Below are 15,283 nucleotides of genomic sequence, written 5' to 3'. Positions count from 1 at the left end.
TTATATAGTTAAATATATTTCCCATGATTATTAGTTAATAATTGTTTTGTAACATAGCAGATTCCTATGTAATGAGATTAATTGACACTGGTTTGGTGACATCTTTTTGACGTTGCAAATGCCAGATTCTTAAAGTCGATAGAATAACCATAGCCTAAAATTGCAATAAGAAATGAAGATAAAAGGTGTGCTAGCGAGCTAACTTTTATAATTGACTTGATAGTTCTTTAAATTTCTCAGTCATTATTTAATTCAACAGGTATGAATTGTCCCCTCATCGCTCTAAACGGACTTTCAGATCGGCGACCTTTCTACTATATGTCAGAGGCATACTTTAAATTGTTCAGTGAAAAATCTCATATCTTTGTCAATTTATGTCAAACACCTAGTACCTGCTGGAACCAAAATGACATCGAGTCTGCATGTGGACACAACCGAATCGGCGAGGTAATCTCTTCCAGATGATCATTTTGCTATTATTTGACAGTATCTTGAGGGACTTAGAGTGCGCGTTAAATCGATTAAGCTTACCAATTTCAAGAAATTCAAAGATGAACATCTTGAGTTCAACGATGACGTAAACATATTTGTAGGTGATAACAATGCAGGTAAAAGTACGATTCTTGAAGCATTGGAAATAGTTCTTAATTACAACTATCGTGGCCGACCTTTCAACACCGAGTTTACACCAGATATTTTCAACAAGGATGCAGTCCAGCAATTCTTGGCTTCGGACAAGTCAGCCAAGCATCTGCCTAACTTAACGATCGAGGCATTCATAGATGGAGTGCCAGAATATCGAGGAGCAAACAACTTTCTGAAAGTTGATGCCCAAGGAATCACAGTGCAAGTGCGCTTCGATGCTGCGCTTGAGGACGTGTATACCGAATACCTAAAGACAAACCCTAACATTACGAGCATTCCGATCGAGTTCTATAAGCTAGAGTGGTTGGATTTCGGATGGAACCCGATTAAAGCTGTAGCCAAGAAATTCAGAGCGTTGTATATCGATCCAGCACGTATTCACCCAACATTGGGTAAGAATCAGTATATCTCGACCATCTTGAACACTGCTTTGAACAAGGAGGAACTTGTTAAGCTGACTCTCAATTATCGTGAGAATCAGCAGGTGTTCAACAACTCGGGTGAGGTGAAGATGGTCAATACCGGCTTAGATACAAACCACCTGATCACGGACAAAAAACTCTCTATTGCCGCGAGTACCTTACCTGCCGGCTCTATTCAGACCAGTCTTCAACTTGAAGTGGATGACGTACCTTTTCAGTTCATCGGCAAGGGTGAACAAAGTAATGTGCAGATCAAACTCGCAATTCAGAATAAATCGAAGGATATCGATTTGGTGATGATGGAAGAGCCCGAAAACCACCTTTCCCACACCAACCTTAATAAATTGGTGCACTACATCGAGAGGCAGCGGGGCACCAAACAGCTCTTCCTTACAACTCACAGCTCATATGTGCTCAACAAGCTGAGCATTGATAAAATCTGCCTTGTCCAGTCGGGATATAAGCGCCTACATAAGCTTGATCCTGCAGTCGTCAAAACTCTTAAACGATTACCAGGGTATGATACCTTGCGTGTGGCATTGTCCCGCAAAGTAATCTTGGTAGAGGGTCCATCGGACGAGCTGGTACTTAAGAAGATCTACCATCGCAAACACGACCGACTGCCGGAGCAAGATGGAATCGATATCATTGTGGTGCGCGGAGTTGGGTTCGATACTTTCATCTCCGTGGGCATGGAGATTGGTACCAGAATCAACGTGCTCCGGGATAACGATGGGGCCTATGATGAGAACGTCGTGAAGGCTCGTGAGGCCTATGCGTCTTATCCCAATATCAAGCTCATCTCCTCTGAGGATGATGAAGAGTTTTCGCTAGAACCCGCGATGATTTATGCCAATGCAATCGATCTAAAAACGTTGAATGCTTTTGCTGAGGAGGTGTTATCCAAGCAGACCTACAGCCTCTACGCGAAAGTTGCCAACTTGAATAAACGGCGCGAATTTCTGATCGAGTGGTTCCGAAGCGTTAAGGGAAACGGTAAGGGTGCTCGCAAGGTTGATTCGGCTATCAAGCTATTTGATGGAAACCTGGATTTCAAGTACCCGGCCTTCCTTGATGAGGTGTTTAACTTTGGCTAATGAATTCTGGATTGCGGGAGCAGGGTCAGGCAAAACCTATAAAATCATCCAGGACGCCATTAAAGTGATTGAGGCGGGTGGCCGTGTATTAGTTGTCACCTACACCACAAGCAACCAAGCCGAACTCCGTTCTCGTTTCGTAGAGCTATATGGCAAAAGCAGTGATGATTTTGTCGTCAAGGGCTTATTTTCCTTTTACCTGGAAGACTTAGTGAGACCATATCAAAATGTCGTTTTCCCTGAGCGGATTACCACCACAGCGTTCACCGAGCATAACCCTCACCTGAATGCGGTTACAAAGAATTGGTTCCCCAACAGGGGAGAGAAAATTGGTGGGATCCTGAATCCACTCCATTATCTGACCTCCTGCAAGACAAAAGCATATACGGGCCTACTAGCAAAGCTGGCTACCAGGATCGCCAGCAAGACAAAGAATGCACCAGCAAAGAGGTTAAAAGAAATCTATCATCGGGTCTTTTTCGATGAGGTTCAGGATTTAATTGGTTGGGATTACAATGTTATCGAAGCGCTAAGTAAGATAATGCCTGACTCGATTTGCTGTGTCGGCGATTTCCGTCAAACTATTTACAAGACTACATTCGGTCATAAGGCACCGCATACTCCTGCGCAAAAGATCCAATATTTTCAGAAGATAAATTTTGAGCAACGCTCGCTGCCGAGAAATCGTAGATGTATTCAAAAAATCTGTGATCTGTCTGATACGATTCATCCTGGCCTCTATGAAAAGACAATGTCGGATGTGGAAAATGTCCCTGATGCGATGGCCCATCACTACGGTACCTTCATCATTAAATCTTCACAGGTAAGCGATTATCTCGCAACGTTCAAACCTCAGGTTTTGCGGTGGTCATCGTCCATGGGTAAAGCTTATTTGCCGCCAGGCCTGACCTGTCACACCTTCGGCTCAAGCAAAGGTCTAGGTTTCGATCGTGTCTTGATTATTTCACCGGAGAAACATCTCAAGTATCTAGGCGGCGACCTAAAAGTGTTCGACAAAGACAAAACGGAGGAGTCTAGAAATAAGCTGTACGTGGCTATCACCCGAGCTCGTTACAGCGTGGCGTTTGTCGTTGAGGAAGAACACTTTAAAAATATAAAGCTGCCGCATTGGATTAGACTTGCGTAGGTCGATGCTGGCGTCTGGCAACTTATCTTCCGCTTTTCGCTCATAGGGTACGATGGTCCCTTGCAATAATCGCTGCTGTTATGCCTCACCGAAACCGCATTCAAACTCAAGCTTTACTGGCTTTTCAGTGAAGCTCCGACTTTGTCGGAAAACGGATCTCAGCGAGAGAAGATAAAGACTAATGCTGATAATGCAATAATGGATGTATATTATTGCTGGTATTGGATTAATGCTAATTTGGTAATAAAAAATCACCTTGATGCTAAAAAGGAAAAAAAGGCCACAGTACATTCTGTAAGGTTATGTCGCCATGCATTGCTCTGTTAAGGAAATGTACACTGTTTCAGTCATGATGCCCTAACGCCCCCATCAAGGAGACAGCTATGAAGAGTTGCCTGTTATAGCCGAAGCAGCAAGAAATATTTGCCGTAACCATACTGCTGTATTAAGCCCTGCAGGTTCTGATATAATATAAATGTAGTCAACATGACAATATAACCATACAGTGAATGCGGTTCGTAGTGGAGAGGGAAATATACGTATGCCAGAATTAAACAAAGAGATTTATAACGAACTTACAGAGTCAATCACCGCACACATGATGACTGAACATGACCTTCACCTTGGCCAGTTTGAGTCTGAAGCGCTGCTTGATGAATTGCTCAAGAAACTCATTCCGTCAATTTATAATATGGCTATCGACGACGCAATTCTGTCACTACGGGGCGCTGCTGAAAAAATTGAAGAGGAATTAGATCTGAGGAAAATAATATGAGCTTCAAGACTGACTTAAATTTGATGCGTAAGGAATGGTATAACGCATTTTATACCGGTAACGTCGATCAGTTGGACTATCTCGAGACTGAATGGTTTATATCCACCAATGGCCAGAAAGTGATTTATAAGAAACACCAGTTACGCAAGGTAAACATGCGCCCTGCAGAACAAAAAATCTTATCGTTAACGAGAAGGGAGTATGACGTTGAAATTCGGGAATTCAAAGGTATTGCATGTGTATCTGGTAAAGCAGCATTAGATAACGACGATGATACAGTGCACATCGGATTTATTGAAAACTGGATTATGGTCAACGGCGGCTGGAAACTACAGTTCGTTACTTTTGAAGAACTATAAAGGGAGGTTTTCCTCCCTCTGTTAAATTAATCAAGCAATTCCAGGTTAATATGCTTATAGGCAGGCGTATTACACTGTATTTTCAACATCGTTTCGTTGAGCTGTATATCAAACTTCTTTACTGCCTCGTTAATCAGCTCCCGAAGAGCAGTATCATCCGAGAGCCTTTCTCCAAATTCAATGGGGGCGCGAATGTATTCATTTCCTGATAATTCATCAAGTAAAGTTCTGAATATATCCAGACGCCGGGGTCTTATTATTGTGTAGGAAACGTGAAGAGAGCGCCTGGTCTGGGTTGAGACGTTATGCCAGTACCCCGCGGGGAGGTAGATTGCCTGGCCTGGCTCAACATCAAATATAAAATCTGGCTCCGTTGTAGGTGCAATAAAGTCGAAGCTACGCTCATGCTCCAGAGGGTATGAGTATGTCGGCTTATGTACTGTCCATCTTTTAATCCCTTCAATCTGTACGGCAAGGACATCATGGTTATCAAAATGGAGGCCAAAACTGGGGGTCGGCGTAAAGGCTGCATACAGGTTGGCGCTACATGAACACTCAAGCTGAGAGGACAACCATTGCCTCATGTGATCCACTGAGTCAAAAAACGCCTGGCAGCGATCAAGAACAAGTGTTGCTCCTTCGCGTAAGCATTTATATAACTGGTGTCTGTTGATGTGAGGCGTCCTGTCTCCGGACTGGCTGTAGGAATATCTGACAAACCCGCCGTAGCCCCTCATTTCCGGCCAGTTATCATTGGCAAGCCTTACTCTGGGGTAATGAAGAATGTCCTTCTCCAGTGTCTTGTTTAATGCAGGCCAACTCACCAGCCTACTGGCGTCGACACCGGTTAGTACAAAAGGCGATTTTTGAAAGTGTTCGCGGCGAAATTTTTCCATAATATCGTGGCTGATAAAATTATTCACAGGCCAGCTCCTTGCTGTTGTTCATGCGTACAATACTGGTATCAGCACACGAACCCAGTAACCGCTCATCGTGTGTTATCACAAGTACATATTTGTCTCTGGTCTCATGCGACAGATATTCACGAAAGGCATTTACTCCGGATTCATCAAACCCTTTGGTTGGCTCATCAAACACGATGAGGCTGTACGGCTTGCCATATGAAAGCATGACGCCTAACTTCTGCTTTTGGCCACCTGACAGATTACTGCCGAAACCACGGATAACATGATCGAGCGGCTTATCGAACCCGAACCTCTTCAGCCATTCAGTGATCGCACTGAGGTAAGTTTTGTCAGAAAAGTGAGAGATATTATCCTCTACAGTGCCCGGCAGGAGCTCAATGTCCTGTGGCACATACAGTACATTCGGATACGGCAACTCAGTGCTATCACAAACCTTGCCGTTTATCTCGAACAGGGTATCGCTACTGTTTCTGTTGCCGGAGAGCACCCTTCCTAAGGTTGATTTTCCTGACCCATTCGGCCCAACAAGAAACGTAACTTCACCCTTGTTCAGGGCAATGGTTGTATCAAAAAGACCATTCCTGATGCGTACGTCTGTTTTTTCCTGCGCCAGGGGCAGGGGAGACGGCCGGGTAGTTGAGGGGATAATATCCTTTGTTTCGGAACAATATAAATCAATATCAGCCCGGGCCATTTTGATTTGACGGAATATAAATCCGGCCTGGTTCATTGGGAGGAATATCTGGAACAAGAAGGTAGCGACCATTACCAGACTACCGCTGGTAATATTGCCGTTTTGAATCAGCACATAGACAGAGAATAATATGATTCCACAGAATACAACCGACAGGAGAGCGGAGCTAATCCCGAAAAAGAAGAACTCATTACGTACCGCTACTTGTTTCGAAATATTATCGTTCACGAAGCTCATGAACCTGGTTCTGCTCTTGTCTGTAGTGTGAAATGACTTATCAACGGGCAGCAATTGCATGAGATCAAACATCCCACCAGACACCTTTTTTGCCGTTATGGCTACCGCTCTCATCATCGGAAGTCTGCGTTGAGTCATTGTGATGATAAAATACAGGTAAGCGAGCATCATCACCAGAAATTCGATTGAGATAATGTAGTTAACCGAAACTGCAATAGTAACTACTATCGTAACAAGCTGAATTAATAGTGGTATTATGTGTGTGCATATTGTCCTGGTAAGCGTGGTGGCAGACGTAATCATACTTTCAGATACTTTGTTAATTTCGCCAGGTTTTTTTTTGCTAAAACTATCACTCTGCGATGTCAGTATCCTGTCAATAATTTTTGCACGTAAAGTATAGCTCAGTCTGATATTTAATCTCTGCGTAAGGAACTCACATAAACTATAGCCAAGAGGCATAAAAAATCGTATGGCAAGAAAACACGATGAAAAGATAACCAGCATCGTAGAGTCGGCCAGAGATCCTTTACTATCAACAACACTTTTAATTAATAAACCAAACATGACGAACAAAGCACTGCTGGATGCTGATATTAAAAATATGCTTAACAGCATCACACGACAGTTACCAAGAATATATTTTTCAATATAATTCAAAATAGTTCCTTTAAGCCCATTCTCATGGGCTTCATTAATCCATTAATCAACGCGAATTACAGGAGCATCCTGCGCCACACCCTTTTCCACTGCAGCCACAAACTGATGCGGGTCCAGTCCATACGTCAATCTTCATTATTATTTTAATGAATTTATCAGCTGGCATATCAAGTAAAGGTGTGATTTTTTTTATGTATGTATCGTCAGTGGACGATGCGAGTGGCTTTCTCAGGGTGTTTAAATTTTCCATGCTGTATTTAACAGCAAACTGACCATACCAGGTGGCAACGGTTTCAGCGCCTAAATAACGCTCTATACGCTGTATTTGATTTACATATTCGTTATAGCGGTAATCTCTATAAGTTATTCCCGTCTCATTAACATGCTTCAGTTCCTTTCGGATCATGTCATTCGTGCTGGGGTAGTGATGAAGATATCCGCCAAGATAATCCTCACAGAAGCTGGTATAGGCGTCTGTGAACTGAATGAATGTATGCCACATTTCATCAATAATGGTGAACTGCTCGTGCACCTTAATGTTGAAACATTCCCTGAGAGAGGCTGAAGCAAGCCATATAAATTTCTTGGTTTCAGTGAAAATGAATTCAGCTTCTTCCGGGCTGACATCCCATTCTTTTCTGAATTTCAGCAGCACATCAGTATTTTGATAATTCATTATCGCCTCTAGTGAGGCCGCTTCGAGCGGGGAATGCAGAGAGGTACTTTTCATACTATGTTGCAGCATCGCTAACTCCTTTAGTGATAATACAAATGATAGTGATTAACAGTAGCATTTACAGGCTAATGAGTACGTGCTTTGTAGTCAATATGTTTTTTATTTGTTCTGATTGTGTGACTTTGGACTGTCTCGCTACAAGGTAAACTCATGGATCAGGGATTTGGAGTTTTTGGATCTCAGGAGGAATGAAGAAGGATTAGTGCTGATAAAGCACTAATCCTGATAGACTGATAACATTAAAGCATTATTGCGTACAGGGGAAAATTAACTTTCCTTTATTGATTCCGGGAGCATGATCTCCGTCTTCTTTCCGGAGGCACTGAATAACTCCATCCTTTGCAGGGTTATCCCCGCCGCCCTGCACGGTGGATCGTGCCCCTGACCTGAGCGGAAAAATGGCAGACAAAACCCGCCTTAACCGTCCGGTTACCCCTTCCGCCCTAAAAACCGCATTAACGGCCTCAAACGGCCTGCCGGTGCCCGCTATAGTGCGCCCGCCGCCGTATCCATGACCGCGGTATTCATCTGTCAGAAAATTCTTCGGTGATACAGGACATACAGAGCATGCCGTTTGAGTGGAAAGATGTGATCACGCCCGTCGCGACCCTCACCGCAGCCTGGCTCGGAGCGAGACTCGCATTAATTAATGACATCCGTAAGAAAGCGCTGGATCTGGAGACCGAGAGGCTGGAGCGTCTGGCGGTGGAATGCCACTGCGCCGTCAGTAATCTGCACATTTACTGCCTGCGTCTGCATAAAATCCTTCACACTTTATCAAAAGGTTATAGCCGGAGCATCACCGCGGTGGACTTAAGCCGGTGCCTGGCAGAATCTGCCATTGATACCGAAGCTGCACAGCGGTTTCAGAATACGCTGGAACTTCACCGGCCTGGCGATTTTGAGGAATGGAAAAGGCGTGTCGTTCCGCTACTGGAGCACATTCACGCGGTAATTCCCTCGCCTTCGCTCGCCACAGCAGACTGTACGGAGGAGCTCAGGCGCATGTACGGGAGACCGGATCAAATCAAAATATACAATGAAAAACTGGCCGAGCTGGCAGGCAAGCTCCCGAGCTACCGGCAGCAGATGATGGCGCGCATCGCCGGAGATTACCGCGCATCGCTACATTCGGCCTCCCCGAATATCCGGGTGATGACGCGCAGGATCTGGCGAGCAATGCAGGATTTTGTCAGATAATGTCCTCTGCGTTGCAAAACGTTCTACAGCAGTGAAATCCGGCGCTTTCCGGTGAGCGCGCCTGTATTCCGCAGGCCCTCAGCGCTGGAAGCGCACGACGAAAGAACGGTACCATACCTGCCGGGACCTGCAGAAGAAAGTAAGGCGGGCTCAGGGATGCGATGACGTCCCGGGAAAGCCCCCATCCTGGGGGAGGGGATCAGGAATGCAGGGTGATGCGCGGGATTATTTGTAGGTCTTGGTGAACTTTCGCTACTGGATAAAAATGCGTCAGAATCATCCGCAGCTTATTTTCTTGGGAGAGATCGAAGCGCCTGCCGGGTAGATAGAAAAATACAGGGATGTTATGATGGCTACTCACCCCCTTAACTGAGAGGCTTGATGCTGGAGAATGTAATCATCTGATAAGTAAATATTGAGTAACCACTCACTATCTTATTTATCAATACATAAAACTCATAATCTAGTGCGTTTACGTGCTGGCCGACTTTTTGTATTTGATTACAGGTATCAGGATCGATGAACCTTTCACGTCAAGAACAACGCACCCTTCATGTTTTAGCTAAGGGTGGAAAAATATCCTATTCAAGAGATTCTGCAGGCCGGGTTGTGTCTGTTGAGTGTTACAGCCGGGAAGGCTGGCTACTGTCTGATTGTTCCCTCACCGTTTTCAAAAAACTTCGTAAAAAAAAGCTGATTAAATCAGTAAATGGTCAACCATATCGCATTAATACCGTAGGGCTCCAGAACGTAAGAGCTCAATGCGATAATGCATAATAGATTGAAATAATTAAAAAAATTACAGATAAGTAATTAAGGGAATAACTATGCAAAAAATATTGAAAACAAATCGATTAACATTAATACCTCTCAGTGAGGAACATTTTGATTACCAGTATCAGCTGGACTCCAATGCTGATGTCATGGCCTTCCTCCATGGACCCAGGAACAGGCAAACGTGTAGGGAGGAGTTATCGCAATTTATAGATTCCGCCTCACGGGGATTAGGTTATTGGGTTGGTTTTGTTAATGGGGCTTTTGCCGGTTACTGGATACTCTGTGTTCCGGAGATCTATGTTGATAATGCTGCGGGAGAGTTAGGTTACAGACTCCTTCCTGAATTCTGGCGTCAGGGACTGGCAAAAGAAGGTGCAGCTGAACTGTTGCGATACGGGTTTGAAAATCTCGGCCTGGAAAGGATCTATGCCTTTACAGCCGTAAGTAACCAGGCATCAAGAGCCACGATGCAATCCGTTGGCATGGCTTTCGTTAAAGATTTTGTTGTCGAACTCGATGACTGGCCTGTCGGGGCAGATAGAGATGGCGTTGAATATCTCATAACCTCAGACGAATGGTCTCACACAGTGAAACAGAACTGTTGACTATCTCTGATTAACTACCAACTTAAAAAGGCATCTTCGGATGCCTTTTTCCATGCCACAGATACAGCGTCCTTCGCGGCTGACCTGCCACTTCCGGTTTTGCCTTTTTTCGGACCTCAGGAGAAATAAGAAGAGCACACAGAAGGTGTAGCAAGCCCGGCATTACTTTCCGTAATTATAAATCCATCACAAATATAAGCGTTAAAGGATAAATTTAATAACGCATTTCACTAATGCTAGGTTAGCATGATAGTCAAAACAAATATGAAAGGAACGATGATGCTCAGCCAGCTTAACCTGCGTTTTCACAAAAAGCTGATCGAGGCGCTGAAAGTGCGCGCCGGTCGCGAAAATACCTCGGTCAACGCCCTGGCCGAACGTTTCCTCGATGACGGCCTGAAAACGGTCGCGCCCGGTGACGGCTATTTTCAGCTGGTTGCCGATCCGGAGGCCACGGTCCGGCAGCTGTACCGGCATATCGTTCTCGGCCAGATCTTCGGCACCTCGCCCGTTTCCCGTGACGAGCTGCGCTTCATCCTGGCCTATGCCCGGGAAGCCTTTCTGTGCGGCCGGAACAGGGTGGCCACGCTCCCGGCCCTGCGCACCCTGCTGGACATCACCCGGGACCTGCTGGCCTGGCAGGCTGAGAACGACCGTCCGGTGGACGGCCACTACCTGAAGGGGATTTTCCGCCTGGCAGGGGAGAACTGGACGGCGGAATTCGACGCTTTCCTGGCGGCGCTGCGCCCCGTGGTGGATCAGATGTATGCCGAACATCTGCTGCGCCCGCTGGAAAGCGACTGTTTTGGCCTGGCGGAGGTGCCGGACACCGTGCTGGGGGAGATCTTCACCCTGCCGCGGCTGAAAGCTGTTTTCCCCCTGGTTCTGCGCGGGCTGGACTGGAGCGAACCAAAAGCGACAGCGCTGGCGCAGGATCTGCGCCCGGTGATCCCGTCCGTGACGGAAACCATTGAAGCCGGCACGCTGCGCCTTGATATCCGCATTGACGGTCAGCTTCCCGGCGAGCGCCCGGGGGCCTGGTACACCACGCCGCGTCTGCACCTGCTCATCACCGGCCAGGACTTCGTGGTGCCGTACGGGTGGGAAGCCTTCTCCGAACTGCTGGGCCTGTTCACGCTCTACGCCCGCCATCCGGAAGCCCTGGCGCACGGCCACCAGGGTGAGCGCGTGATGTTCTCCCCCCCGGGAAACGTCACGCCAGAAGGGTTCTTCGGTATCGACGGGTTACGAATTTTTATGCCGGCAGAGGCCTTTGAGACGCTGGTCCGCGAGCTGAGCATGCTAAGCGCTGAAGGCACACTGGCGGAGGCCCTGGCTGGCCTGCGCGGCCTGTACGGGGATCTGTAAATGCCCACAGGATCAGAACTGTCCCGTGCAGGATTTGAAGGCCCGGTACTTAATCCGGAGGACGATCGTTATGGTTTTAGGGCGATAGCGCAGGGTCTGGCCCGAAGCATCCGGGCACTGGACGAGAACATAAGTACCGTCATTGGAATTGAGGGGAAATGGGGTGCCGGAAAAAGCACTCTTGTGCAGTTTCTGACCCATGAACTTCAGTGCCCCACATCACCACAGACGCAAATCGTGACGTTTTCACCCTGGCTGCATTCGCCTGATGATAGCCCGGTCACGGCACTTCTGGTGAGTATTGCCGCCAGATTAGCCCGGCTGGATACGTCTGTTCAGGCACAGGCGGGTCAGCTGTCTCCTCTGGCAGCGAATCTCATGAACTATGCCCAACAGACCTCTCGTGGGCTGGCTCCCCTGATCCGGTTCGGGAGCAAATTCTTCCCTTGGATGGGGCTGGTCGCTGACGGGATGGATGCGGTAGCAGAAACGGAACTTGGTAAACGTGAGAAAACAGCCGCAGAACTGCGGGCAGAAATCGAGCAGCAAATCGCCTCACTCGGGGTAAATTTTATCGTGGTTATTGACGATCTGGACAGGCTTGAACCGGCGCAGGCGGCAGAGGTCCTGCGTATGGTTCGTTCAGTGGCGGACTTCTCCTGCATCCGGTACGTAATGTGCTATGACCGCAATGTGCTGGCACATGCCGTGGAAAGCGCGCTGGGTGTGCTGGATGGCAGGTTGTATCTGCAGAAAATCATCCCGCTGTCATTCAGCCTGCCAAGACCTGAAAGCTTTGATTTGCGCCGTGAATTCCGCCAGGGCGCGCTTGCGCTGTGGCGGGAAGTCAATGCAGACGAGCCGGATGAAGATCTCCTCCGGGCGCTGGCTCATTACACCGAATGTTATGGCGAAGCCCTGTCCACTCCCCGCGAAGTTAACCAGGCCCTGAATGCCGTCCGCTTTCGCTATCCGGGATTACGGGATTATGTTTACTTCCCGGATCTGTGTCTCATCCAGCTGCTTACGACCGTGAATCCAACGCTCTCAAACTGGGTCGAACATTACCTTACCGAATGGTCGGTAGTGACGACTCGAGACGGGCATGTCAGTGACGATGAGCGGCTGGAACTGACTGGAAATCTCACGAAAGCCTTAAGCTGCTTCGGCGCCATTCAGGCGCGATCCGTCTGGGAATTACATGACTGGCTGCCTGGCATTGAAGGGTTTGATGAAAAAACACTCAGCCTGTTTATTCCCGTATCCGGAAACGCTCAGGAGCGAGCCAGCTTGCAGCGCAGGCTGGCCAGCCCGGTGTACTGGCGATATTATTTTTCCTTTTCAGCCCCTCAGAACGTGATGTCCGATGCGGATATTCAGGATATTCTTGCCCTCGCCGGCAGCGATTATGATGCCCTCGAACGAAGACTGTCAGACAGTGTAACGGCAAACGGCATTTCATCCCGGACCTGGTTCGAACATATACTGACCCGCCTGACGCCAGCCGTTACAGCCAAAGCCCGACCCTGTGCCCAGAGGAACCTGCTGAAATTCCTGTTCCGCTGCAGCGATAAAATCATACCTTTCTACCGTGAACGGGATATTTTTTTCCGACGGGAAAGCCTGGGGATCGATACCCTGGTCTCGCAGCTTATAGTACAGCTGAAGCAACGGCAGCCCTCAATGGCAATGTCGTACGTCAGCAGGCTGGTGCGTGATGCTGAGGCATTTGCCTGGGCCACCACTTATCTCTGCCATCTTGGCAGGCAGGCAGATGGTGACCCCGTAAGTCGCGCTGAGCTGGCTGATCTTATTATGATGATCAGGATTCGGCTTGCCGAAAAAAGTGTACGTCAGAAGCTGGCAGAAATTCCGTATCTGGCCAGCTTTATCTATGCCTGGCGTGAGATATCCTATTCAGATAAGGAAAAGGAAGAAGTCAGGGACTGGATAGCTGGGGAACATCTTGATGACAGGGCGTTTCTTCAGATGCTGCTGAACATGAGGACGCCCGTCAGCAGCACTGAACTGGGGACCTACCTGCGTCTTGATCTACCGGCTCTTCAGCAATTTTTCGGTGCTACCGGGCTGAAGGCGAGGCTGGCACAGATTAAAGACGACGATGAGGAGGCCCTGCGGGATATGGCCGCCATGGTGGACGAGGCAATCAAATTAAAAAATGCATGAACGACGGATATTGGCTCAGGATTAAGCGGCTTTGTTGCGCGCACTCAGCCCCGGCAAGAGCCTGTTTTGTCAATAGAGAATATAGAGGGGTGTTTTGAATGTAGCCTCGCCCCGCCACACTGAGCTGGTTGACGCCTTCTGCGCCCGACTCGATGCCATCCTGCCCTGGGACCGCGCCGCGGTGGATGCAACCACGGATATAAAGGTGGCGCTGCGTCTCGCCGGCACGCCGATCGGTCCGAACGATCCGGCGATCGCCGGGCATGCTATTGCCGCTGGCGCCGTTCTGGTGACGAATAATACAAGAGAGTTTGAGCGGGTGCCGGGCCTGGTGCTGGAAGACCGGGTGAAATAAAAAAGTATGTTGAGGTAATGAGCGACCGTTGTGTGCCAGAGGCGAACTTTGCATTTTCTTGGCTAGATCAATCATAAAGGAGATTGATGAGTATGACTGGTTTGTAATCTACCTTAATCTGTCTTGCTTATGCCGCAAGAATCGGGTGAAAGGAGTTTTGACATGAATATCAAAGAGTTTCCTCCGGGGATAATTGAACATCTTGGTTGGTATGTATACCGACTAATTGATCCCAGGGATGGAAGTACCTTCTATGTAGGGAAAGGCACAGGGAATCGTGTATTTGCTCATATGCGTGGTGAGGTGGCTGCGGCTGATGATGAATTATTTAGCAACAAACTCAGGCAACTTCGAGAAATAAGATTGGCTGGCCTTGAGGTCATCCATGTAATCCATCGCCATGGTATGGCTGATGAAAAGACCGCTTACGAAGTTGAAGCCGCACTAATAGACGCCTACCCCGGTTTAACGAACATCATGAACGGTGCTGGCAGCAACGAATATGGTGCTGCACACATCAAAGAGTTAATTGCAACATACCAACCTGAAACAGTCGTGTTCCAACATAAAGTCCTGATGATATCGGTGAACAGAAGTTCAAAAGATGTGGACCTCTATGATGCCGTACGTTTTAGCTGGCGCGTCAGTGTTGAGCGTGCCCGTAAGGCTGAATTTATACTGGCTACAGTAAGAGGAATCGTGAGGGGGGTGTATGTGGCTGATGAGTGGCTCCAGTCTACCCGTGAGAATTTCCCTGAAATGCCTTCATGGAATGCTGACGATGAGTTTGAATCTACACAAAAATCCCGTTTTGGGTTCCGGGGAAAGATAGCATCCCCTGATATATTAAGGATTTATCTAGGTAAAAAAATTCCGGATGAACTAAGAAAAAAGGGAGCTATGTCTCCAGTGAAATATTCGCCTGGCTTTTGATTTTAGAAAGGGGAAGATTCATATTCATAGCCGTTTTTCGCCCCCTGGTTGCTCATTACAGTCTGTATGTCTGCCCTAAGACCAGTCTGTCCTGTGTCAGAAGCGGACGTTCTTTAATATCACACGCTGGCAGCCTGCGATTCAGAGGTCCTGAGGAACA

At 47.6% G+C, this 15,283-nt stretch carries 13 protein-coding genes and 1 pseudogene; 11 read left to right on the top strand and 3 right to left on the bottom strand.

Going from position 1 to position 15,283, the window contains the following annotated elements:
* Positions 1-505: 505 nt before the first annotated feature.
* The 4 genes from HX778_RS14145 to HX778_RS14130 all read left to right on the top strand — a co-directional run bounded on the left by HX778_RS14145 (position 506) and on the right by HX778_RS14130 (position 4,445).
* The gene (locus HX778_RS14145) at positions 506-2,164 is read left to right on the top strand and encodes an AAA family ATPase (protein WP_176982371.1); all 1,659 of its coding nucleotides are present in this window, start codon (positions 506-508) and stop codon (positions 2,162-2,164) included.
* A complete protein-coding gene (locus HX778_RS14140) occupies positions 2,157-3,311 on the top strand; it encodes a UvrD-helicase domain-containing protein (RefSeq protein WP_176982370.1) in 1,155 nt (384 codons plus the stop codon). The genes HX778_RS14145 and HX778_RS14140 overlap by 8 nt, the downstream gene beginning before the upstream one ends.
* Positions 3,312-3,852: 541 nt before the next feature.
* Positions 3,853-4,086: a DUF2164 family protein gene (locus HX778_RS14135; protein ID WP_218167142.1), complete on the top strand. Its 234-nt coding sequence runs from the start codon at positions 3,853-3,855 to the stop codon at positions 4,084-4,086.
* Positions 4,083-4,445, top strand: coding sequence for a nuclear transport factor 2 family protein (locus tag HX778_RS14130; RefSeq protein WP_255483404.1), 363 nt, complete (start codon positions 4,083-4,085; stop codon positions 4,443-4,445). The genes HX778_RS14135 and HX778_RS14130 overlap by 4 nt, the downstream gene beginning before the upstream one ends.
* 26 nt (positions 4,446-4,471) lie before the next feature.
* Here HX778_RS14130 and HX778_RS14125 read toward each other — a convergent pair whose 3' ends face one another.
* The 3 genes from HX778_RS14125 to HX778_RS14115 are packed head-to-tail and all read right to left on the bottom strand — an operon-like array spanning position 4,472 to position 7,707.
* Positions 4,472-5,368 (bottom strand): JmjC domain-containing protein, encoded by an 897-nt coding sequence (locus HX778_RS14125; RefSeq protein ID WP_176982369.1) that lies wholly within the window; start codon positions 5,366-5,368, stop codon positions 4,472-4,474.
* Complete coding sequence (locus tag HX778_RS14120; RefSeq protein WP_176982368.1) at positions 5,361-6,962, bottom strand: ABC transporter ATP-binding protein; 1,602 nt, start codon at positions 6,960-6,962, stop codon at positions 5,361-5,363. The genes HX778_RS14125 and HX778_RS14120 overlap by 8 nt, the downstream gene beginning before the upstream one ends.
* 46 nt (positions 6,963-7,008) lie before the next feature.
* The gene (locus tag HX778_RS14115) at positions 7,009-7,707 is read right to left on the bottom strand and encodes a hypothetical protein (protein WP_176982367.1); all 699 of its coding nucleotides are present in this window, start codon (positions 7,705-7,707) and stop codon (positions 7,009-7,011) included.
* Positions 7,708-8,265: 558 nt separating this feature from the next.
* On the opposite strand from HX778_RS14115, the gene HX778_RS14110 reads away from it, so the two are divergent.
* From HX778_RS14110 to HX778_RS14080, 7 genes and pseudogenes are all read left to right on the top strand, one after another.
* Positions 8,266-8,898 (top strand): hypothetical protein, encoded by a 633-nt coding sequence (locus HX778_RS14110; RefSeq protein ID WP_176982366.1) that lies wholly within the window; start codon positions 8,266-8,268, stop codon positions 8,896-8,898.
* Positions 8,899-9,417: 519 nt separating this feature from the next.
* Positions 9,418-9,675, top strand: coding sequence for a YjhX family toxin (locus HX778_RS14105; protein ID WP_176982365.1), 258 nt, complete (start codon positions 9,418-9,420; stop codon positions 9,673-9,675).
* A 50-nt stretch (positions 9,676-9,725) separates the two neighbouring features.
* Positions 9,726-10,280: a GNAT family N-acetyltransferase gene (locus tag HX778_RS14100; RefSeq protein ID WP_176982364.1), complete on the top strand. Its 555-nt coding sequence runs from the start codon at positions 9,726-9,728 to the stop codon at positions 10,278-10,280.
* A 279-nt stretch (positions 10,281-10,559) separates the two neighbouring features.
* Entirely contained in the window at positions 10,560-11,648 is a 1,089-nt protein-coding gene (gene pifC / locus HX778_RS14095) for a transcriptional repressor PifC (RefSeq protein WP_176982373.1), read from the top strand.
* Positions 11,649-13,835 (top strand): P-loop NTPase fold protein, encoded by a 2,187-nt coding sequence (locus HX778_RS14090; protein WP_176982363.1) that lies wholly within the window; start codon positions 11,649-11,651, stop codon positions 13,833-13,835.
* A gap of 103 nt (positions 13,836-13,938) precedes the next feature.
* Positions 13,939-14,190, top strand: a pseudogene (locus HX778_RS14085) (PIN domain-containing protein); the annotation flags it as partial.
* Between the two features lie 162 nt (positions 14,191-14,352).
* Positions 14,353-15,123, top strand: coding sequence for a hypothetical protein (locus tag HX778_RS14080; protein WP_176982362.1), 771 nt, complete (start codon positions 14,353-14,355; stop codon positions 15,121-15,123).
* Positions 15,124-15,283 lie beyond the last annotated feature (160 nt).

Origin of the sequence: Cedecea sp. P7760, assembly GCF_013386425.1 — a bacterium.
Taxonomy (GTDB): Bacteria; Pseudomonadota; Gammaproteobacteria; order Enterobacterales; family Enterobacteriaceae; genus Cedecea; species Cedecea selenatireducens.
Note: the sequence above shows the minus strand (reverse complement) of the source record. Positions and strands in the feature narration are given on the sequence as shown.

What these genes read in the sequence shown, in the direction of transcription:
- HX778_RS14135 (WP_218167142.1), top strand. Translation starts at nt 3,853, where the DNA reads ATGCCAGAATTAAACAAAGAGATTTATAACGAACTTACAGAGTCAATC.
- HX778_RS14130 (WP_255483404.1), top strand. Translation starts at nt 4,083, where the DNA reads ATGAGCTTCAAGACTGACTTAAATTTGATGCGTAAGGAATGGTATAAC.
- HX778_RS14115 (WP_176982367.1), bottom strand. Translation starts at nt 7,707, where the DNA reads ATGCTGCAACATAGTATGAAAAGTACCTCTCTGCATTCCCCGCTCGAA.
- HX778_RS14110 (WP_176982366.1), top strand. Translation starts at nt 8,266, where the DNA reads ATGCCGTTTGAGTGGAAAGATGTGATCACGCCCGTCGCGACCCTCACC.
- HX778_RS14105 (WP_176982365.1), top strand. Translation starts at nt 9,418, where the DNA reads ATGAACCTTTCACGTCAAGAACAACGCACCCTTCATGTTTTAGCTAAG.
- HX778_RS14100 (WP_176982364.1), top strand. Translation starts at nt 9,726, where the DNA reads ATGCAAAAAATATTGAAAACAAATCGATTAACATTAATACCTCTCAGT.
- pifC (WP_176982373.1), top strand. Translation starts at nt 10,560, where the DNA reads ATGCTCAGCCAGCTTAACCTGCGTTTTCACAAAAAGCTGATCGAGGCG.
- HX778_RS14090 (WP_176982363.1), top strand. Translation starts at nt 11,649, where the DNA reads ATGCCCACAGGATCAGAACTGTCCCGTGCAGGATTTGAAGGCCCGGTA.
- HX778_RS14080 (WP_176982362.1), top strand. Translation starts at nt 14,353, where the DNA reads ATGAATATCAAAGAGTTTCCTCCGGGGATAATTGAACATCTTGGTTGG.